This window comes from Haloferula sp. (genome assembly GCF_049672945.1).
GTDB lineage: Bacteria > Verrucomicrobiota > Verrucomicrobiia > Verrucomicrobiales > Akkermansiaceae > Haloferula.
Genome location: NZ_JBATWY010000166.1, coordinates 67,126 through 87,256 on the forward strand (window position 1 = coordinate 67,126; position 20,131 = coordinate 87,256).

A 20,131-nucleotide genomic window follows, 5' to 3' on the forward strand; every position below is an offset into this window, starting at 1 on the left:
GCTCCGGTTTCCATGGCTGGTTGGCGGGGCGGCAATCGGTGACTTTCCAGGCTGAGCGTAAGGAGTTTCTCGGGACAGTACTCCTTTCGCCAATTACACCGCTGGTCCGTGCCGCTTTCCATAGCTGGTTTACGGCACGGCCCGCGGGACATTTTCCAACTGAGAAGGAGGGGTCATTCGGGACAGTGGCCACTTCCGATCGACACAACACGATTGCCCGCTCCGGTTTCCATGGCTGGTTGGCGGGGCGGCAATCGGTGACTTTCCAGGCTGAGCGTAAGGAGGTTCTCGGGACAGTACTCCTTTCGCCAATCATACCGCTGGTCCGTGCCGCTTTCCATGGCTGGTTTACGGCACGGCCCGCGGGACATTTTCCAACTGAGACGAAGTGGCCATTCGGGACAGTGGCCACTTCCGATCGACACGACACGATTGCCCGCTCCGGTTTCCATGGCTGGTTGGCGGGGCGGCAATCGGTGACTTTCATGAGTGACGACGCGGATGATGCGGCGAACTCGGACTCCGGCTTTCATGTGTCGGTGCTCCCGCGCGAAACCGCCCAATGGATGAATGCCGGGCAGGGAAAGTTCATTATCGACGGCACCCTTGGTGGGGGCGGTCACAGTGAGGCTTTTCTGAAGGCGGGCGCGCGGGTGCTCGGTGTCGACCGGGATCCTGAAGCTCTGGCTCACGCCAGCCAGCGACTTTCTGTGTACGGGGATCGCTTCCATGCCTGGCAGGGAAACTTTGCCGAACTTGGCGATCACCTCGCAGGTCAGGGGGGAGAGCGGGCTGATGGCCTGCTACTTGACCTCGGGGTATCGTCCCGGCAGCTCGACGCCGCGGAACGAGGATTCTCGTTCCGCGGCGAAGGGCCCCTCGACATGCGGATGGGTCCGGCAATAAATCTCACGGCGGCCGAGGTGGTCAATGAGTGGTCCGAGGCTGAATTGCTAAAAATTCTCTGGGAGTATGGTGAAGAGCCCAAGGCGCGTCGAATTGTTCGAGCGATCCTGGCGCGGCGCAGCGAGCGACCGTTCACCACGACGACGGATCTCGCCGATTGCATCGAAAAAGCCGTTCCCAGAAGCGGTCGGACTCATCCTGGAACCCGAACTTTTCAAGCCATCCGGATCGCAGTGAACGATGAGCTTGGTTCGCTTGAGCGAGCGCTCGAATCGTCGGTCGACCTCCTCAAACCTGGAGGGCGACTGCTGGTGATTACTTTCCACAGTTTGGAGGATCGAATTGTAAAAAGATTCATGAGGGATCGGTCGAAGGTATGGCTTGACCAACCCGACTGGCCTGAGCCACGCCTGAACCCGCGACTGACATACAAGCTGCTCCAGCGCAAAGCAGTCGCCCCAAGCGATGAAGAGATCCGAGTGAACCCCAGGGCCCGCAGTGCAAAACTGCGGGTCGCCGAGCTTCTGGACCCAGAGACCATTGCATCATGAATCGCCGTCGTAACGAGGACCACACGTCCCACTATTTCGCCTTCTTCGCACTGGTGCTTGCGTTCGTCGCAGCCACCACCGGGGGGGCGATGCATGCGATCTTCCGCAACGGTCAGATCAAGACCGAGCGCAAGATTGCAGAGACGCGTCAACGCATTGAGCAGCATCGTCTCGACATGCAGATGATCGAGGTGCGCCGGGAGAAACTTGTCGACCGCTACGAGATCCGTGAGCAACTCAAGCATTGGAGTTCGGAGCTCGTTCCCGTCACCCACGGGGTGGTCGAGAAAGTCCGCCCATTGCCGGAGTCGGTAAGCGGACCTGTCGCTTCCCGTTCCTGATTCATGTCCACCCGCTCCTTTCATGTCAGATGTTTGATGCTGTGCCTGGTCTTTGTGACCGGGCTCAGCCTTCTCTCCGTCCGGCTGATTCAGATTCAACTCTGGGAACGGAAAAAATACGCGGATCGAGCGCGTGCGGCCTACGATCGCAGCGAGGTCTTGCCGGGATTGCGTGGTAAGATTGTCGACCGGCATGAGGAGGTGCTGGCCAAAAGCATCGCCTTGAGCACCGTGATGGTGGATGCCAAGCTTTTGAGCGACCCGGTGGTGGTGGTCAAGGCGCTGGCCTACGAGAGAGTTTCGGTAGAGGCGGGTTGGGACCAGCTCAGTGAGCGGGATCGTGTCCGCCGCATGAAGGCTGAGCGGAGTGTGATTCTTGAGCAGGAAACTGCGGAGACGATTGTCAGCAAGAACCTGGCCCGGGCCGTCGGGATCCTCGCGCGTCCGCTGGGTCTCCGGAGGGAAGAGCTGCGCCGACGGATCGAAAGTCCGATGTCCAAAGGCCGGATGTTCTTTCCCATTGCCAAGGATCTTCCTGAAGATGCGGCGGACCAGCTGCGTGGGTTGATCGAGGAGAACCACCTCAAGGGCTTTCAGTTTCAGAATTCGATCAAGCGTTGGTATACCTCGCCTGACCTGGCAACCCATGTGATCGGTTACACCGGCGAAGAAGAAACCGAGGGTCCGAAAGGCAAGTCGGTTTTCCGCCAGGTCGGGAAGTTCGGTGTTGAAGCGGCGATGGAGGAATATCTGCGCGGTAAGGATGGGATCTGGGATCACCTCAACATCCCGATGCCCGGTGAAGAGGGAACGATGGTGCCGCCGGTGCATGGGCTGAATGTCCGCCTGACCATCGACATGGGGCTTCAGACGATCATCGAGGAGGAACTCGAGGCGGGGCTCAAGGAGTTTGACAGCAAGCGCGGCTGCGTGGTCGTGCTTGATCCGAAGACCGGGGAGTTGCTGGCAATGGCCAACCGTCCGCATTTCAATCTGATCCGCAAGGAAGGCCTTTCGGAAGGTGCGATGAACTATGCACTGCAGGGCATCTACGAGCCGGGTAGTACTTTCAAGGTGGTGGCGGCTGCCGGAGCTTTGAATGAGCGTCTGGTGAATCCTCAGACTCAGATTTTCTGCCATAATGGCCTGTTCGTTGAAGGGAAGCTGAGGATTCCGGATCATCACCCTTACGGCATGCTTTCGGTCGAAGGCGTACTGATCAAGTCGAGTAACCCTGGAGCCTTCAAAATCGCGCGCCAGTTGGGAGTGAAACGCTTTTACGAATATGCCGGGAATTTCGGCTTCGGAGCGCCGACGGGGATCCTGCTGAGCGGTGAGTCTTCGGGAGTGGTTCGCAACACCAACAATCTGATCGACTTCAGCCGCGCGTCCTACGGCTATGCGCTGAACGTGACGCCGCTGCAGGTTGCTTCCGCCTATGGGGTGCTGGCAAACGGCGGGGAGCTGATCAAGCCACGGGTGATTCATTCGATCATCGCCGGGGACGGCACGATTCTTGAGCGCTTCAAGCCCGAGGTGGTCAGGCGCGTTCTGCGTCCGGAGGTTTCGAAGCAGATGCTTACCGCGCTCGGCAAGGTGACGGAGCCGGGAGGCACGGCGACTTTGGCGGCTGTTCCGGGATTCAAGGTTGCGGGAAAGACAGGCACGGCCGTTCGGGTTGATCGGGGGCGCTATCAGACGGGGCACTACACGGTCTCCTTTGCCGGAATGATGCCCGCCGAGGACCCGGCTTTTGTTTGCCTGGTGGTCGTCGATGACCCCTTGACCAACGAAGTGAAGCGCTATGGAGGAACGATTGCGGCGCCGATTTTTTCGAAGATCGCCACCCGCCTTGCGACTCAGATGAATCTCACGCCGACAGAGCCGATCGAACCTGAGGAGGTGCTTGTCACCAGTAGCGAATGATTTCAATACGCGACATTCTTCCCCATCTGAAGCGTCCGCTTGTCTCGGGTCCCATCGAGGCCGAGGTGAAGGCTGTGACTTCGGATTCGCGTGTCGTCGAAGAAGGTTCGGTCTTTGTGGCGATCCGTGGTGGTCAGTTGGATGGTCGGAATTTCATTCCGAAAGCCCGCGAGCAGGGTGCGGTCGCCATCGTCACGGACAGCGCTCCCGAGACCGGCGATCCGACGGATGTTGCCTGGATTCAGGTAGCGGATCCGCGGCAGGCATTGGCATCGCTGGCTGCTCTGCTGGCGGATCATCCTTCCTCGAAATTGAGGCTGGCCGGGGTGACGGGCACCAATGGCAAGACGACCACGACGTTCCTGATTCACCACTTGATGAAGCGCCATTGGCACCGGGCTGGCCTGCTGGGCACGATCATGGTCGATGATGGCGAGGAAACGGCGGTGGCGAGTCATACGACTCCCGATGCGGTGGCCCTGCAGAATCTGTTGCGGCGGATGGTGGATCATGGCTGCCGTGGTGCCGCACTCGAGGTTTCGTCCCATGGGATCGATCAGAAGCGGGTCGCCGAAACGGCATTCGATGCCTTGGTCTTCACGAACCTGAGCCAGGATCATCTCGACTATCACAAGACGATGGAAGCCTATGCGGCCGCCAAGTTTTCCTGGTTCAAGGACGCGGCGAGTGATCCGCGCGGCAAGAAGCCGGTGGCCGTGATCAACATTGATGATTCACGAGGGGCGGATCTGGCGGAGATGCTCGATCGAAAGATGCCCGTGGTTCGCTTCGGATTCGGGCTCGAGGCGGACGTGCGTGCGGTCGATTTCCGCCAGTCGCCGCGCGGCATGAAGTTCAAACTCGAAGCCAAGGGGAAGACCTTCCTCGTACGGGCACCGCTGATCGGGCGGTTCAACGTTTACAACATCCTCGCTTCACTGGCCGCAGCGCAGGCTGTGGGGATTCCATACAGGGAATCGGTCGCGGCGATCGCGGAGGCCCCTCAGGTTCCGGGTCGGATGGAGAACTGTGGGGCACGCGATGGCTTCTCGGTGTTTGTCGACTATGCCCACACTCCGGATGCTCTTGAGAACGCCTGCCAGACCTTGAAGGATCTCGAGCCAAGAAGGCTGATTACGGTATTTGGTTGTGGTGGTGACCGGGATCGGGGCAAGCGTCCGCTGATGGGTAAGGCTGCGGCAAGGGTGAGCGATGTGTGCATCATCACCTCGGACAATCCGCGGAGTGAGGATCCCGAGGCAATTATCCGGGAAATTGAATCAGGGATGGGTTCCGCCCGTCGTAAGAGCGTGATCGATCGCGCCGAAGCCATCCGAATCGCCGTCCATGCGGCGGGTGAGGGCGACATCGTGTTGATCGCTGGAAAAGGTCACGAGAATTACCAGCAGTTCGCCGACCGGACGGTGAATTTCGATGATCGGAACGAAGTTCGCCGTGCCATTGAGGAACGGCCCCAACCTGAAGAGCCAAAACGATGAAACCTATTGATGCCGATACCATTGCGGAGGCGACTGGCGGTCGATTGATCGCGGGCGCGGGAGACGTTGTGGCGAACTGCATTTCAACCGACACGCGAACCATTCCGAAGGGTGCGGTGTTTGTCGCTCTGCGTGGTGAGCGATTTGATGCGAACGACTTTGGAGCAAAAGCGCTGGAAGCTGGAGCGACGGTGACGGTGGTGGAGCGTTGGGACGGGAGCCACCCGAAGGACGGTGCCGTCATCGAGGTGGGTGATGGTTTGGTGGCGCTGCAGCGACTGGCTCGCTGGTACCGGATGCAACACGAGATGCCGGTGGTGGGAATCACCGGCTCCAATGGCAAAACCAGCACCAAGGATTTCGCCACTGCCGTGCTTGGCAGCGCCTATCAGGTGTGCAGCACGAAAGGGAACCTGAACAATCACATCGGAGTGCCGCTGACGGTGCTCTCGATTGAGGAAGGAGATACGGCGGCTGTCGTAGAAATGGGGATGAACCATGCCGGGGAGATCGCGCCACTTTGTGAGATTGCGCGTCCGACGATTGGCATCATCACGAATATCGGGACCGCCCATATCGAGAATCTCGGGAGCCGGCAAAGCATCGCGGAAGAGAAGGGAGCACTCGCAAGATCGCTTTCCGAGGATAGCGCCTTGTTCTTGCCGGCGGGTTGCGACTTTTTCGAATATTTCAAGGCAAGGACGAAGGCGCGGGTCATTTCGGTGGGCAACGGTCGCGGCCTGGTGCGTGCGGAAAATCTTCATCAGGACGATGGCAGTGCGCGTTTTACGCTCGTCATCGAACACGAGCCGGTGGCGGAGGTGGTACTTCCCGTAACCGGAAAGCACATGGTGACCAACGCCCTGCTGGCTGCCGGTTGTGGCTGGTTCCTTGGCATGGAGTCCGAGCAGATTGCCCGGGGACTTTCCTCCAGCGTGCTGACGAGCGGTCGCCTGCGGCGATACATTTGCGGCGGGGTTACGGTTTTTGACGACACCTACAACGCGAATCCTGAATCGATGGCGGCAGCGATTGATACGCTTGCGGACATCCCAGTGAAGCCCGGTGCTCATCGCTATGTGGTGCTCGGGCCGATGGGTGAGCTTGGAAGCTTCGCTCCGGAAGCCCATCTCCGTGTCGGTCGCCTGGCCGCTGAGCGCGGTCTCACGGTGATTGCGGTTGGTGAGGGTGCCGAGGGCATCGCTCGCGGTGCGGGTGGCGCGGAGTTCATTCCCGACGGGCAACGCGCGGCGGCTGTCTTGGCCGAGCGTGTGACGGCGGGAGATGCCGTGCTTTTCAAGGCCAGTCGGAGTGCCGCGATGGAGCGGGTCATGAATAAGGCATTTCCCCCGAACGACTGATGTTATATTGGATTTACGAATGGTGGCGGGCCGCCTTTGAGGCCGAGAAGGCTTCAGGCGCGGAGGGTTGGGCGCATGCCGTGAGCTTCCTCAACCTTCTCCAGTACATTACTTTTCGTGCGGCATTGGGCTGCATCATGGCCTTTTCGCTGAGCATCATGTTCGGCCCGCGGGTGATTCGCCGATTGATTTCATTGAAGGTGGGTCAGCCGATTCGAAATGCCGAGGAGGTCCACAAGTTGGCCGAACTCCATGGAGGGAAGGTCGGAACTCCTACGATGGGTGGCGTACTGATTATCGGTGCGGTTTTGATCACCACCTTGATCTGTGCCCGCCCGCTGAATCCCTTCGTCGCGGTGTGTGCCTGCACGATGGGGGCGCTCGGTCTGCTGGGATTTGTCGACGATTACAACAAGGTGAAGGAGAAGAGTTCCGATGGCGTGAGTGCCCGGACGAAGCTGTTCTGGCAGCTCGTGGTGGCGCTGGTTGCCGGCACCTTCCTTTTCCTGAAACCCGAAGTTTCGCAAGGCTATCTATTCGGTGGGGAAGCGATGCCGATTGGTTCCGTGAGCTTCCCGCTCTTCAAGGAGCCGCTCGTCAATCTCGGATGGTTGATCATTCCTTTCTACGTCGCGATCATCATTGGATGCTCGAATGCGGTGAATCTAACCGATGGGTTGGATGGTCTTGCGACCGGTTGCACGATCACGGTTTCGCTCGCTTATGGTTTGCTTGTCTATCTGGCGGGTCATCATTACATGGCCAACGAATACCTCACGATTCCCTACAATCGCTATATCGGGGAACTTACCGTCTTTCTGCTGGCTCTGGCCGGGGCGGGATTCGGATTCCTGTGGTTCAACTGTCATCCGGCCAAGGTTTTCATGGGGGATACCGGATCACTGGCGATCGGTGGTGCGATCGGGACAGCGGCGATCTGTGTGAAACAGGAGTTGCTGCTGGTGATCATCGGCGGCGTGTTCGTGATGGAAGCCATGTCGGTGATGCTGCAGGTCGGGAGCTTCAAGTTGAGGAAGAAGCGCATCTTTGCGATGGCGCCGATCCATCACCATTTCGAACTTCGTGGCTGGCATGAAAGTCAGGTGATCATCCGGTTCTGGATCATCTCCATCATGCTTGCGCTCTTCGGTCTCGCCCTTTTGAAAATCGTCTGATGAATCTCGCTGGAAAAACCGTCACCGTGCTTGGGGCCGGCCGCAGTGGCCGCGCTGCGGTGGCGCTTGCCCTTCGGGGTGGAGCGCGGGTTCGGGTTTTCGATGCGGCCCCACGGATCGAGGGGATGCCTGACGGGGTTGAGATTCATCCGTCCGCGGGCGAAGCTAGTGCTCGCGATGGACAATGCGACCTGCTGGTGGTGAGCCCAGGGATTGATACTTATGGTCCTTTGGTCGCTGCTTTTTCCGCCTGCGCCGGGGAAATGATTGGTGAGGTTGAATTCGCCTGCCGGCATTTTGAAGGGAAGATCATCGCAATCACCGGAACCAATGGGAAGACGACGACGACCGAGCTCGTCGAACGGATCCTGAAAGCGGGCGGGATCGATGGGGTGGCTTGCGGGAACTACGGGGTGCCCGTGTGCGAAGTGGTGATGCGTGATCCGGCGCCCGAGGTTCTGGCGCTTGAGGCGAGTTCTTTTCAGTTGGAAACGGTGGTGGATTTCAAACCGGATGTCGCCGTGTGGTTGAACTTCGCGCCTGATCACATGGATCGCTATCCGAGTGTGGAGAAATACAAGGCGGCCAAGTTGCGCATTTTTGAAAATCAGCGGGCCACGGAGACGGCGGTGGTGCGCAAGGGGGAAGATCTTCCGGATCTTGAGGCCAAGGTCGTAAGTTTTTCGACCGATGATGAGTCTGCTGATTGGTTTTCCGACGGGCGCTATCTCATGCATCGGGGACAGTCGCTGATCGATCTGGAGCAGGGCTCGCATCTCCGGGGAAAGCACAACGCCGAGAACGCCATGGCAGCGATCGCCGCTTGCAAAGTGCTGGGAGTTGACGACGAGACGATTCACAAGGCGCTTGACGGTTACGCGCCGCCCCGCCACCGCTGCGAACTGGTCAGGACCCTCGATGGGGTTGAATGGCTCAACGACTCCAAGGCGACCAATCTTCATGCGCTCGAAAGCGCGCTGCGTTCGCAAACGCGTCCGGTGGTGCTGATCGCCGGCGGCAAGGACAAGGGTCTCGACTATCGCCCGGTGCTGCCCTTGCTGGCCGAGAAGGCACGTGCCGCGGTGACGTTCGGACAGATTTCCGGTTCTTTGGCCGAGCTTTTTTCGCACGCTGTCCCGGTCGAACCTGTCGGGACACTCGATGAGGCCATCGATGCCGCACGCCGGCACTGTGTGCGTGGCGGGACGGTTCTCTTTTCACCCGGAACGTCATCATTCGATCAGTTTGATGGATACGAACAACGTGGCGACACGTTCTGCCGGATCGTTCAGAAACTTCGCTAACACCCAACTCTTATGAAATTCCAAAGCATGCCAGTCAAACGCCGCTCCGTCAAAAAGGGAGTGGTCCGCAAGCTATTTGCAAACGTGGCGAGAAAGAAGAAGCGTCAACGTGCTGCGACGGCCGCATCGCCCGCCGAGCTTGAGGGTGATGTTCCCAATCTCGGGGTGGCGCGGGCACTTGTCGTGATTCTCATGATTCATGTCGTCGCCATTGCCGGTATCTTTTTTCACAGTCACTGGATCGACGGTGAAAAGAGTGAGGCGACGGAAGTGGTGGAGAAAGCCGCACCCGTGGTCGTGGTTGAGCCGACACGTGAGGATGACGGCATGCCGAAGATCAAGTCCGGAGACTCGATCTACACGGTGGGCACTGGTGACACTTACGAGAACATCGCGGGCCGCTTCGGGGTGACCGAGAACGAGCTGCGACTTGCCAACGACAACATCGAGATCCGTGCCGGACGCTATCTGAGGATTCCGCCGAAGAAGATTGTGGCTGTCGAACCTCAGGCGATTGCCGAAGTCAGGGCGAGAAGCAATCAGCCGGTGCTTGAGCCGATTCAGGAAGTGGTGGCACCTGCCTTGGTCGATACCGAGGCGGCCTTGCTTGCCGATGGCCGCCCGACCGCTACGGCGGACGTCAAGCCGGCTTCAAGCGATGCTTCTGCGAGCTACACGGTGAAGCCCGGTGATACCTTTTGGTCGATTTCGAAACGCTACGGCGCTTCAGTCGAAACCCTGATGAAAGCCAACGGAATCACCGACGCCCGCCGCCTTCGCGTGGGCATGAGCTTGACGATCCCCCAGTGATTAAGGTTTCCTAACTTATGGCTCGCTACTGCAACATCGCCTTGTGCACCGCAGTCGCTGCTCTGGTAGCGCTCGGGCTGGTGATGCTCGCGAGTACCAGTGCCTGGGTCAGAGGAGTCGAGGAGCCCTACTATTTCTTCTCGCGCCAGGCTTGGATGGCGGCTTTCGGAGTGGTTGCCGCCTTCGCGCTCGCGCGGCTTGATCCGAAGTATCTGAGACAATGGTGGCCGTGGATTCTGGTTTGTAGCTGTGTGCTTCTGGTTCTTTGCTACGTGCCGGGAATTGCCCATGAATCGAACGGTGAGGCCCGCTGGATCTACTTTCCGGTGGTCAATCGATTCCAGCCTTCGGAAGTGGCGAAGGCGGTGACGATGATTGCTTTAGCGGGATGGTTCGCGCGGTGGCAGACCGAAACAAGGACCTTGATCCGTGGCTTCATGATTCCTGCGACGCTGCTGGGAATCCCTTTCGCGCTGATTCTATTCGAAACGGATATGGGAACGGCGGTCGGGCTTGGTGCTGCGGGTTTCTCCGTTCTCTTCATTGCAGGCACCCGTCTGTTATTCCTCTTGCCGACGACCGGAATTGGTGCGGTCGCTTTCGGATTTCTGGTACGATCCAACGAGAACCGCTGGTCGCGGATTGAGGCTTGGCTGAATCTGGAGGACCCGGTTCACCAACTTGATAAGGGGCTCCAGCAATGGCGTGCGTTGCTGGCCTTCGGCAACGGCGGTGTCAACGGACAGGGGCTGGGCAACGGCTTTGAAAAATTCGGCCACATGCCCTACGCTCATACCGACTTCATCTTCCCGAACATCGGGGAGGAACTGGGACTTTGGGGAACCCTCGGGACGGTGCTTTGCTACGTTGTGATTGCGGTTGCAGGTGTGGGAATCGCCGTGAGCGCGCACAACGTCTTCAACCGCTGCCTGGCGATCGGGCTGACTGCGGTGATCGTGGTGCCGGCGATGATCAACATTGCGGTGACCACGGCGGTCCTACCAAATACCGGTCTGCCACTGCCTTTCGTCAGCTATGGCGGCACCAACCTGGTCTTCACTCTGGCGTCGGTTGGCCTGCTTTGCGGTATCCAGCGCCGTTCGCGGCTGGAGCGGGTCAAGGCTGAGCCCTTGACCGCGAACAAGACCTACGAGGTGAGGTTGTGAGTGCGGGACTGGCGGAGGATGCCTGATGCGAGAGTGAAGTTGTCTTCGCGGTAGCCGAGCATCTGCTTGAGGCGCGCGTCGAGTTCGATGGGATTGCTGATCGCGCGGGCTTCGCGGAAGTCGGTCCAGTCGATCATGCCGCCGAGAAGGGGAAGCAGGCCGTTTGAAGGGACGGGGAGGTCACTGCCATGAAGGATGCGTTCACGCACCGGGCTGCTTGTTAGAGTGCGGTTGGCGGAGGTCCGGAGGCGGAAGCTGAGGCCAGCGAGGGCCGAGTTGTCGCCGTAGAGGTTCGGATACTTCTCCAACATGCCGAGGAAGAGATCGAGGTAGTCGGGGTCGAGCAGCATCATGCCGGTGCCGGCGTGGGCGGCGATGCAAGTGACGCCGATTTCCAGGGCGCGGGTGAGGACGGCAGGCGAGGCGAGGGCGTGATCGATAACGGGCATGGTGCGTTCGCTTCCGGTGTGGGCGAGAAGCGGGAGGCCGGCTTCGGCCATGCGTTCGAGAAATTTGGTGTAGCGGGGATTGTTCCAATCGATGCCTTGGACGTTCGGCAGGCACTTGAGGGCGGCGGCACCGCGATCGAGGCATTCGTTGAGTTCCTCGAAGGCACCCATTTTTGCCGGGTGGATGGAGATGGCGGGCAGGAACTCGGGGTGCTCGGCAGCGATCTTCAGGACGTAGTCGTTCGGAACGTAGAGGGAGGACTGTTCGGGAAGAGGGGTGCCGTCTTCGGTATGGGGGAGTTCGTGGGCGAGCAGCAGGGCCTGGTCAATCAGGCTGCTTTCCTGGACGTAACGGACAAGTTGCTGAACGTAAAGTTGGTCGAATTCCGGGCCGTGGAGGTCTTTGACGGTGAGGCCGATGGCTTTGGTCATCATCGGCTCGCCAAATTTGGTGAGGCCTTTTGGGCGGTACCAGCAGCCGCTGTTGCCGGTGCCGGTGCCGACGAGGTGGATGTGACAATCGATGCGCATGACGGAGCCCACTGGGGCCGGAATTGGATGTGGATGTAAAGCGTGGGATTCGAATGGCAGTTTCAGAGCTTTCTCAAATTCTGGGTGTAACGAATTTCCCGGTTCCCGTCTTGGAATAGTATGAGTGAGATGTCAGACACGGACAGGATGGGAAGCGATGACGAATCCTTGAAGGGCTTGGACCCGGCGAATCTGTTGCGGCAGGGCGCGGAAGAGGATACTTTGGTCGACCGATTGCCGGCATTTGAGCCGCCGACGCTTGAGGAACTTGGAGCGGCTTTTCCGAATTTCGAGATTCTTGAGCTGATAGGGCAGGGGGGAATGGGTGCGGTTTACAAGGTCAGGCAGCGCGATCTGGAGCGGGTGGCAGCATTGAAGATTTTACCCCCGGCGGTGGGCGAGGAGGCGGGATTTGCCGAGCGCTTTATGCGGGAGGCGAAGGCACTGGCTCGATTGAACCATTCGGGGATCGTCACTCTTTATGAATTTGGCGAGGCGCAGGGATTGTATTTTTTCCTGATGGAGTTTGTCGATGGCGTGAACCTGCGTCAGCTGCTGGCGGGTGATCGGGTCTCCACGCGTGAGGCCTTGGCGATCGTGCCGCAAATATGCGATGCCTTGCAGTATGCTCATGATCAGGGAATCGTGCACCGCGACATCAAACCGGAGAATCTTCTGTTGGATCGTCGTGGACGGGTGAAGGTGGCAGATTTCGGGATTGCGAAAGTCGTCGGGCAGGACGAAGTGGCGGCGATGGATGGAGGGGCGGCGATGGATGGAGGGGCGAGGGCCGATCTGACTTTGACGGGCAGGGTGGTAGGGACGCCGGAGTATATGGCTCCGGAACAGATGGCGACTCCGACGGAGGTGGATCATCGCGCGGATATCTATGCACTCGGAGTGGTGTTCTACCAGATGCTCACCGGCGAATTGCCTGGGAAGGAAATGCAGGCACCATCGCGACGGGTCGCTTTGGATGTGCGATTGGATGAGGTGGTGCTGCGAGCGCTGCAGAGAGATCCCAAGCGACGGTATGCTGATGTGACTCAACTGAGGACGAAGGTAGAGGAGGCAGGGGATCGTCATCATGTCGTTCCGACGGATCGGAAGCTATCAGGCTGGGATCTCGACTATCGTTCCAAGGTACGGATTTTTGGGATCCCATGGCTTCATGTGACTGCGGGGAGGGACCCCGAGACGGGGAAAGAGCGGCGTGCTCATGGGATTGTTGCAATTGGTGGAACAGCGAGAGGCTTGTTGGCGATTGGAGGTCGTGCTTACGGAGGAGTGGCCATCGGTGGAATAGCGGTCGGGGCAGTGGCCATTGGTGGCTTGGCGTTCGGGATTCTTTCTTGGGGGGGCGTTGCGGTGGCGGTTTTGTTGGCGCTTGGTGGTCTCGCGATTGGCTCTGCTGCAATCGGTGGTGGTTCTGTTGGATACTATAGCTTTGGCGGGAGCACCTCCGGTGTCCACCAGCTTGGTCCGCAAGTGCAGGACGACATCGCGAAAGACTTCTTTCTCCCTTGGGCGGACGCATTACTCGAAAACATGGGAGTCACCATGCTTGGTTTGATGCTCTTGGTGCTTCTGTGTTCGGTGGGGATTCCTGCTTTCTTGATAGAGGAGCGCAAAGGGAGCCTGAAGGCATCGACGAAGTGGGGCCTCGGTGCGGGCGCAGTGGCGCTCGTTGCCTTTCTAACACTCCTGATTGCCGCTGGCTTCCGTGGTCCAACCCAAAAAGAGGTGGCTGAAGCGCAAAAAGATGAGGGCGGAGAATCGGACGACCGATTGCCACCACAGGATGATTTAAGACTGATTGGCGATCAATTGATGGAGTCGATGGATAGACGTCGGGAGCTTCTCGTCGCTGAGATTGCAGGGCTTGAAGCGAAAGGGCTGGAGTCCACTGATCCGGAAGTTGCCAGTTTGTTGAAAGGGTTGAAGCGATTTGATGAGATCCTAGAGTCGGCTCCCAATCAGGTGGCGCTCCTGCTGTCTCCGGAGATTCAAATCGTCGATCTGGCAACTGCCGAAGTTCGTCCGGTCAAGGAACCGTTTCTGACATCAGCCGGACTGCCTGCCTGGTCGATAGGCATCTACGAGGCTCAGGACTCTGATGGTTTCAGTGGGGACGTCATCGATTCTCGGCTATTCGTTCTCACGGGTGCCGAGCAATTCCGTGTGGGAATCCAGCCGGTGGGTTTTAACCCCCCTGATGTCTCGGTCACGGTGCCGATGGTTGATGCGGAGTCCATTGGTGATGGGCTCATGTCGTCTCGAATCAATTCCGAAGGTTTTGAGGGGAGATGGCATTCCTTCGAGATGACGCTTGCCAGCGGACCTCAAGCGAAAGGCGCTCTCAGGATTGTCGAAAGCGGTGGAAGTAAGACATTAGAGTGGATTTTTGAAGAGCAGCTGACGGCTACCGAAGGTGCCAGCCAAGAAGGGGAGCCCAAGGAGACGCTGAGTCTGGTCGTTGCCAATGACGGAACGGCACGCCTGAGTGGGCGCTTGGTCGATCAGGAGAAGCTTGGAGTCAAACTCGATGAAATCATCGACCGGGTGGGAGACACCAGTGAGGTCCGGGTGTTGATCAGCGCAGGAATGAAAGTGGATTTCAGCACCATACGAGGGCTCTTGACGGTTTGTGCGGGTAAGGGTGTGGCGGTTGCAATCAGTGGAACGAAGCAGTATCCGGACGTGCTCCTTCCTGACGAGCTTTTGGACGGGAAGATGAAGATCAACTTTGATCGAGGCGGCCGAACGATGCAGAATATTATTGATGACTTTCAAAGGGAATATGGTGTGCGGGTTTGTTTTGAGAATCTGGATTTCGATTGGAAGGAAGATGGGGTGACCCTGGGTGCGCGGATCGAGATCCTGTCGGAAGCGAAAGAGAATCGAGAGTTGAGCGAAACAGAGAAGCAGTTGTTGGAGTCAGCCGTGAAGTTGCGCGATGAGAAGAAGCTTGGACTGGAGACGGTGATTGATCTGGGTGCGCGCTATGAGGGCCGGATCGAGGTGGACTCCGTGGACGAGTTTATGGAGGCGGCCACGACAAGCACCGAATACCAGTGGCGTAAAGTGGAGGAGTCAGCGACTTGGGTGGTTATGCCGCGAGGTGATTCACGACTGGACTACAAGGTTTCTTTTCCGACGCGCGGATTGAGTGTCGAGGAGGCGGTCGATAGAGTAATCGAGCAGGCTCCCGATGGTTTAATTATTGGACGGAGCGAGCTTGGCATCGGTCAGGTCGGAGTTGGGACCGATCCGAACCCCCACTGGCATGTGCCATGTGTTTCGGATGATTTTGAGAATGTTCCTGCCTGGTTGGCGCTTACAAGGATCACGAGCGAAGCGACTCCGGCATCTCAATGGGGCTTGGCAGGATACAAAGACCATCGACACCTCAGTATTGGCCGCGCTTGGGACGAAGCTCATCGTATCGTTGGTGAGGGGCAGGCATGGCTTATGCGGGCGGACAGGGGTGAGTTTGAGGAAGCCTGGAAGTCGTCATCGGATCCGCTTCAGAACGCGATAAGTCTGGAAGCCTGGATGGAGACGGTGAGTCGTGAGCGAGTGCCGCTAGGAGAGGTGAAGGGAAGGACTTTGGTGAACGCTGAGTATGTGGATTCCCTCGTGGGGATGGGAAGCGGGGCCTTTTTTGTGATGGATTTTGATTCGTTGTTTTCGAAGAAGGAGGCGGTGAGGGAAAAGCTGATTATGGTGCGGGAAAGCGACGGGGAATGGCGCGTGGCGGCCTACGAATTCCGCTGATGGCCCAGTCAGATCATCATCCCATGTTTGCGACGACCCGCTGGACTCTGGTCCAAGCTGCAGGCGGCGGCCAATCCCTTGCGGCGGATGAGGCGCTGGAGGTGTTGTGCAGTGCCTATTGGTATCCGCTCTATGCCTTCGTGCGGCGTCAGGGCTTCAGTTCGGAGGATGCTGAAGATCTCACACAGGGATTCTTCGTCATGTTGTTAGAACGACGCGACCTGAGGGGTCTGGAACAGGAAAAAGGTCGATTCCGGGCTTTCCTGCTGGCGGCGATGAAGCACTTTCTCGGGCACGAAAGGGAGAAGCGCCGTAGTTTGAAGCGCGGAGGAAAAGTCGATCACCTGTCACTCGATTGGGAAGAGGCGGAGTCCCGCTTTGAGGTTGCGGATCGCGTGCAGGTTCCGCCCGATGAAATGTTTGATCGTGAGTGGGCACTTGCTCTGCTCACGCGTGCGCTTGTTTCGCTACGAGAGGCGTGTGCTGAGGCAGGAAAATCTGAGCGGTTCGAGCAGCTGAAAGTCTATCTTGATTCCGGGAAGGGTGAGATTTCTTATCGTGAGGCGAGCGAGGCGACGGGAATGGAGGAGACGGCGGTCCGGGTGGCTGTTCATCGCTTGCGAAAGGAGTATCGGAAACATCTGCGTGAGCAGATCGCAGACACCCTAAATGACCCGGAGATGGTGGAGGATGAATTGGCAGTACTGATGAGGGCGTTTGAAGGATAGGTTTCTTAAACGCGTGAGTGACTTCATCGATTTTTCAGTTCACCAACAACCTTGCGGGCCATCCGTTCGCTGTAGCTGTTGATCTTCCAGTGGCCGGGGCTCCAGCCTTTGAGGAAGCGGTGGAAATCGGTCCAGGCGAGGGGGAATAGGGTGCGCCATTCGGATTCGATGGCGGCGGCGTCGCTGTTAGGCTGCTTTTCGGCGAGGGCCTGGCGGAGGTGATGGAAGTAGCGGTCGAGGAGTTCGGACTCCTGTTTTTCACAGGCGCTTTCATCGAGGCAGCTGCCGAGGAAGTAGGCGACGTCCTTCATCCCACACCCGCCGCCGACGTATTGGAAGTCGACGGCGGCGACTTTTCTTCCGTCGGGGGAAAAACAGAAGTTGGCGAGTTTGGCGTCGCCGTGGACGATGGTCTGATAGGTCGCCTGATTGAGTTTGGCGTCGATGTCAGCGGCAGCTTGTTTCAAAGGAAGGTCATCGAGGGCGTCGAGTTCATCGCCGCGGGTATCGAGATGCCAGTAGGTGCCGGTTTTCCAGAGGCCATCGGGTGCTGCACCCAGAAAGGTGGCGTGGAAGTTCGCCAGCCAGGCGAGGCAGGAATCGATCTGCTGACGGTCCAAGCCGTGAAGTCGGGCGGGGTAGCCAGCTTCGTCGAGATCCTCAAGGACAAGCAGGATTTCATCGCCGTCTCGATCGCAGGCAAGAAGCCGGGGAATGCGGCAAGTGTCACCGCACTGCCTGCTCCAGTCGCGATACCAGGTGGTCTCGACCTGATAGGATTTGAGTTTCCTTTGGTGGGAATGGTCGGTGTTCCAGCCCCGTGGGTGGGTGCCGCCCTTTGGTAGCCGGACGTGCTTGGCGATCGCGCTGATCCGCGAGCCGCCAGAGAGGCGGATACGGAGGATTTTCCCGTAGCCGCTCCACAACTCCTGGATGATCTCGACGACTTCGAGGCCCGATGAGCCGCAGGCGGTCAGAATCGCGGACTCGAATCGTTGGCCGAGAGGGTAAGTCATGGAATGGAGGAGATGATGTCGGCACGAGTTGGTAGGGGATCGACTGTGGCCAGGCAAATGCTTTGGGAAGGGCGATGGAAATTCCAGGACTTTGGCAGGCAGCTGATCGGGTCTTGGGCGAGATTGCCTTGCTCAATCGGGTTTTTGGTGGAGGATTCTGCCGCGTCGTGGGTGATCCTGCGGATCCGCCACTCACCCGCTTAGAACCTTCATTGATGTGCTCTCGATTGATTTCATGCCCCGCTTTTTCCGCGAGGTTCTGGCTGTCGGCATCCTTGATCGTTGCGTCCTTGTTCCTTGCTGGGATATGCCGTGGAGACGAGGTGATTCGCATCATGGCAGCGAATACCACGAGTGGAAATAACCAGTCCTACGATCCAGGGGAAGGCCGACGGATTTTTCAGGGACTCGATCCCGACATCGTTCTCATTCAGGAGTTCAATTTCGGAGACGACAGTCCGTCGAGTATCCGCCAATTTGTAGATAGCGCATTCGGTAGTGAGTTCGACTACTATCGTGAGGGGGGAAACGAGCAGATTCCGAATGGCGTGATCAGCCGGTTTCCGATCATCCAGTCAGGCGAGTGGGCGGACTCCCAGGTGAGCAATCGCGACTTTGCCTGGGCAAGGATCGATATTCCGGGTGATCGCGATCTATGGGCGGTTAGTGTGCATTTTCTAACAACGAGTTCATCGAATCGCAATGCCCAGGCCAACTCCTTGGTCGCATACATTCAGAGCCAGGTGCCGGCCGGCGACTATCTGGTGGTCGGCGGTGACTTCAATACGGACAGTTTTTCGGAGGCGGCCCTCACGACGCTTTCGGCCGAAGTGGATACGAGTGGACGCCCCGATGATCAGAGGGGATCGACCGGCACCAATGCGAGCCGTTCGAAGCCCTACGATCAGGTGCTCCCTGGACCGGATTTGAACCTGCTGGAAGTTCCCGTCACGATCAGTGGTCACGGTTTCAGCTACAGCGAGGGCTTGGTATTCGACAGCCGGGTGTTCACGCCGCTGTCGGCAGTGAGTCCGGTGCTATCGGGCGATAGTGGCGCTTCCGGGATGCAGCACATGGCAGTGATCCGTGACTTCCGGGTGCTGACGACGGGCGGGCAAGCGGAGCCGTCTGACTATCCGACGGAGTTTGCCGGGACATCGACGACCAGCTCGATCAGTCTGAGCTGGACGGACGTGACGAGTCTTCCCGTGCCGTTGGGGTATTTGGTCAAAGCGAGTCTCAATCCGGTAATCATGCCTCCCGTGGATGGGATCGTTGCGAGCAATGACAGCGATTTATCCGACGGTCTGGCGCAGGTCACTGTGCCGGGTGGGGCGGAGGCCGCCTTCTTCTCGGGGCTTCCGGATGATACGACTTACTATTTCAAGATCTATCCTTTCATCGATCAGGAATCGCCTGACTACAAGACCGACGCCAGTACTCCCTCGGTTTCCGTTTCGACACTCCCTCAGATCGGCAGTGTTCCATCACCTCCGATTCTTGGTTCGGTGTTTTATCCGTATTCGGAAGGTTTTACGCTCACGTGGAACGAATCCGTTGGAGCAACAGGATACCGGATCGATGTTTCGACCCGTCCGGATTTCGCGGGCAGCGGGGGAGCCGAGATACTGAACGAGAACTTTGATGCGAGCAATTCCGTGCCGGCGGGCTGGGTGAACAACGGTACTGCGGATGACTCCGTGTCGACCCACTATGCCAGTGCCGACAACTGTCGGGCGCTGGGGCCGAATGATACTCTGGTGACTCCTCCAGTGGACTTTCCAGGTGAGCTGAGATTCTACGTCGACGCTAGTAACAACGGGAATGGTCAGACTGGTCGTGTGTCCTATGCAATCAATGGTGGGGGATGGATCACGCTTGGTGAGTTCGTTGTCAGCACGGCCGGCAATACCGAAGTTTTCGACCTCACAAGCTCGCCTGATCTCAGTGCACAGGCAGGGGTTCGGTTTCGCTTCGAGTCGTCGTTTTCCACGTGGTATCTTGATGATGTCGTTGTGGATGGCGCGGGATCATCGAGTCTGGTGAGCGGTTATGATGATCTTGCTGTTGGAAACGTGAGTCACTGTGCGATCAGCGGACTGGAGCCCGACACGGACTACTATTTCAGGGTTCGCGCCGAGAATGCCAATGGGACCAGCGGAAATTCGGCGACCGGTAGCGAGAGAACCCGCTTGGCCGGGACGCCCTATTCGGTGTGGGCGGAAGACTTTGGGATTGCTCCGGCGGATTTGACCACGGACTTCGACAAGGACACGGTTTCGGACTACGAGGAATTCGTTTTTGGGACGGACCCGACCTTCGCGGGTTCAGGGGTGGAGCAGATCTCGGTCGAGCCTTCGCTGGAGCCTTTCAGCCTGGTCTATCGACGTTCGATCGCGCCGGGGCTGACCTGGGAGTATCTTGCAGGTGACAGTCTGCCGCTCAGCGAGACTCCGCTTTCGCCCGGGATTGGTTATCGGGAGTATGAAGTCGTTTCGATCGTCCGATTCGGCGACTACGAAGAAGTGACCCTCAGGGTGGATACGGGTTTGGACTCGCGATTCTTTTTCAGCGTGAGGGCGACGCCCTGA

At 58.4% G+C, this 20,131-nt stretch carries 14 protein-coding genes; 12 read left to right on the plus strand and 2 right to left on the minus strand.

Annotation, left to right across the window (positions count from 1 at the left end; all coding sequences use genetic code 11):
• The first annotated feature begins 485 nt into the window (after positions 1 to 485).
• From rsmH to WBG04_RS14655, 9 genes are read left to right on the plus strand one after another with little or no spacing between them, the layout of a single operon-like run.
• Complete coding sequence (rsmH, locus tag WBG04_RS14615; RefSeq protein WP_424315189.1) at positions 486 to 1,457, plus strand: 16S rRNA (cytosine(1402)-N(4))-methyltransferase RsmH; 972 nt, start codon at positions 486 to 488, stop codon at positions 1,455 to 1,457.
• On the plus strand, positions 1,454 to 1,798 hold the full coding sequence (locus WBG04_RS14620; RefSeq protein ID WP_424315190.1) for a hypothetical protein: 345 nt from the start codon (positions 1,454 to 1,456) through the stop codon (positions 1,796 to 1,798). Before rsmH ends, WBG04_RS14620 begins: the two co-directional genes overlap by 4 nt.
• 3 nt (positions 1,799 to 1,801) lie before the next feature.
• Positions 1,802 to 3,724: a peptidoglycan D,D-transpeptidase FtsI family protein gene (locus tag WBG04_RS14625; RefSeq protein WP_424315191.1), complete on the plus strand. Its 1,923-nt coding sequence runs from the start codon at positions 1,802 to 1,804 to the stop codon at positions 3,722 to 3,724.
• Entirely contained in the window at positions 3,721 to 5,223 is a 1,503-nt protein-coding gene (locus WBG04_RS14630; RefSeq protein ID WP_424315192.1) for a UDP-N-acetylmuramoyl-L-alanyl-D-glutamate--2,6-diaminopimelate ligase, read from the plus strand. Before WBG04_RS14625 ends, WBG04_RS14630 begins: the two co-directional genes overlap by 4 nt.
• Positions 5,220 to 6,584, plus strand: coding sequence for a UDP-N-acetylmuramoyl-tripeptide--D-alanyl-D-alanine ligase (locus WBG04_RS14635; RefSeq protein WP_424315193.1), 1,365 nt, complete (start codon positions 5,220 to 5,222; stop codon positions 6,582 to 6,584). The genes WBG04_RS14630 and WBG04_RS14635 overlap by 4 nt, the downstream gene beginning before the upstream one ends.
• Positions 6,584 to 7,759 (plus strand): phospho-N-acetylmuramoyl-pentapeptide-transferase, encoded by a 1,176-nt coding sequence (mraY, locus tag WBG04_RS14640; protein ID WP_424315194.1) that lies wholly within the window; start codon positions 6,584 to 6,586, stop codon positions 7,757 to 7,759. Before WBG04_RS14635 ends, mraY begins: the two co-directional genes overlap by 1 nt.
• A complete protein-coding gene (gene murD / locus WBG04_RS14645) occupies positions 7,759 to 9,063 on the plus strand; it encodes a UDP-N-acetylmuramoyl-L-alanine--D-glutamate ligase (RefSeq protein WP_424315195.1) in 1,305 nt (434 codons plus the stop codon). The genes mraY and murD overlap by 1 nt, the downstream gene beginning before the upstream one ends.
• 12 nt (positions 9,064 to 9,075) lie before the next feature.
• Positions 9,076 to 9,873 (plus strand): LysM peptidoglycan-binding domain-containing protein, encoded by a 798-nt coding sequence (locus WBG04_RS14650; RefSeq protein ID WP_424315196.1) that lies wholly within the window; start codon positions 9,076 to 9,078, stop codon positions 9,871 to 9,873.
• 17 nt (positions 9,874 to 9,890) lie between these two features.
• Positions 9,891 to 11,039: an FtsW/RodA/SpoVE family cell cycle protein gene (locus WBG04_RS14655; RefSeq protein WP_424315197.1), complete on the plus strand. Its 1,149-nt coding sequence runs from the start codon at positions 9,891 to 9,893 to the stop codon at positions 11,037 to 11,039.
• On the opposite strand, the gene WBG04_RS14660 is transcribed toward WBG04_RS14655, so the two are convergent.
• Positions 11,021 to 12,019, minus strand: coding sequence for an amidohydrolase family protein (locus WBG04_RS14660; protein WP_424315198.1), 999 nt, complete (start codon positions 12,017 to 12,019; stop codon positions 11,021 to 11,023). The genes WBG04_RS14655 and WBG04_RS14660 overlap by 19 nt on opposite strands.
• 129 nt (positions 12,020 to 12,148) lie before the next feature.
• On the opposite strand from WBG04_RS14660, the gene WBG04_RS14665 reads away from it, so the two are divergent.
• On the plus strand, positions 12,149 to 15,796 hold the full coding sequence (locus tag WBG04_RS14665) for a protein kinase domain-containing protein (RefSeq protein ID WP_424315199.1): 3,648 nt from the start codon (positions 12,149 to 12,151) through the stop codon (positions 15,794 to 15,796).
• 23 nt (positions 15,797 to 15,819) lie between these two features.
• Positions 15,820 to 16,524, plus strand: a complete 705-nt coding sequence (locus WBG04_RS14670) for an RNA polymerase sigma factor (RefSeq protein WP_424315200.1) — start codon at positions 15,820 to 15,822, stop codon at positions 16,522 to 16,524.
• A gap of 23 nt (positions 16,525 to 16,547) precedes the next feature.
• Here the strand turns inward: WBG04_RS14670 and WBG04_RS14675 are convergent, their stop codons facing one another.
• A complete protein-coding gene (locus WBG04_RS14675) occupies positions 16,548 to 17,540 on the minus strand; it encodes a phosphotransferase (protein ID WP_424315201.1) in 993 nt (330 codons plus the stop codon).
• A gap of 335 nt (positions 17,541 to 17,875) precedes the next feature.
• Between WBG04_RS14675 and WBG04_RS14680 the strand changes: the two genes are divergently transcribed.
• Positions 17,876 to 20,131: an endonuclease/exonuclease/phosphatase family protein gene (locus tag WBG04_RS14680; RefSeq protein ID WP_424315202.1), complete on the plus strand. Its 2,256-nt coding sequence runs from the start codon at positions 17,876 to 17,878 to the stop codon at positions 20,129 to 20,131.

Coding starts and splice junctions, on each gene's coding strand:
- rsmH (WP_424315189.1), top strand. CDS start 486: ATGAGTGACGACGCGGATGATGCGGCGAACTCGGACTCCGGCTTTCAT.
- WBG04_RS14620 (WP_424315190.1), top strand. CDS start 1,454: ATGAATCGCCGTCGTAACGAGGACCACACGTCCCACTATTTCGCCTTC.
- WBG04_RS14625 (WP_424315191.1), top strand. CDS start 1,802: ATGTCCACCCGCTCCTTTCATGTCAGATGTTTGATGCTGTGCCTGGTC.
- WBG04_RS14630 (WP_424315192.1), top strand. CDS start 3,721: ATGATTTCAATACGCGACATTCTTCCCCATCTGAAGCGTCCGCTTGTC.
- WBG04_RS14635 (WP_424315193.1), top strand. CDS start 5,220: ATGAAACCTATTGATGCCGATACCATTGCGGAGGCGACTGGCGGTCGA.
- mraY (WP_424315194.1), top strand. CDS start 6,584: ATGTTATATTGGATTTACGAATGGTGGCGGGCCGCCTTTGAGGCCGAG.
- murD (WP_424315195.1), top strand. CDS start 7,759: ATGAATCTCGCTGGAAAAACCGTCACCGTGCTTGGGGCCGGCCGCAGT.
- WBG04_RS14650 (WP_424315196.1), top strand. CDS start 9,076: ATGAAATTCCAAAGCATGCCAGTCAAACGCCGCTCCGTCAAAAAGGGA.
- WBG04_RS14655 (WP_424315197.1), top strand. CDS start 9,891: ATGGCTCGCTACTGCAACATCGCCTTGTGCACCGCAGTCGCTGCTCTG.
- WBG04_RS14660 (WP_424315198.1), bottom strand. CDS start 12,019: ATGCGCATCGATTGTCACATCCACCTCGTCGGCACCGGCACCGGCAAC.
- WBG04_RS14665 (WP_424315199.1), top strand. CDS start 12,149: ATGTCAGACACGGACAGGATGGGAAGCGATGACGAATCCTTGAAGGGC.
- WBG04_RS14670 (WP_424315200.1), top strand. CDS start 15,820: ATGTTTGCGACGACCCGCTGGACTCTGGTCCAAGCTGCAGGCGGCGGC.
- WBG04_RS14675 (WP_424315201.1), bottom strand. CDS start 17,540: ATGACTTACCCTCTCGGCCAACGATTCGAGTCCGCGATTCTGACCGCC.
- WBG04_RS14680 (WP_424315202.1), top strand. CDS start 17,876: ATGGCAGCGAATACCACGAGTGGAAATAACCAGTCCTACGATCCAGGG.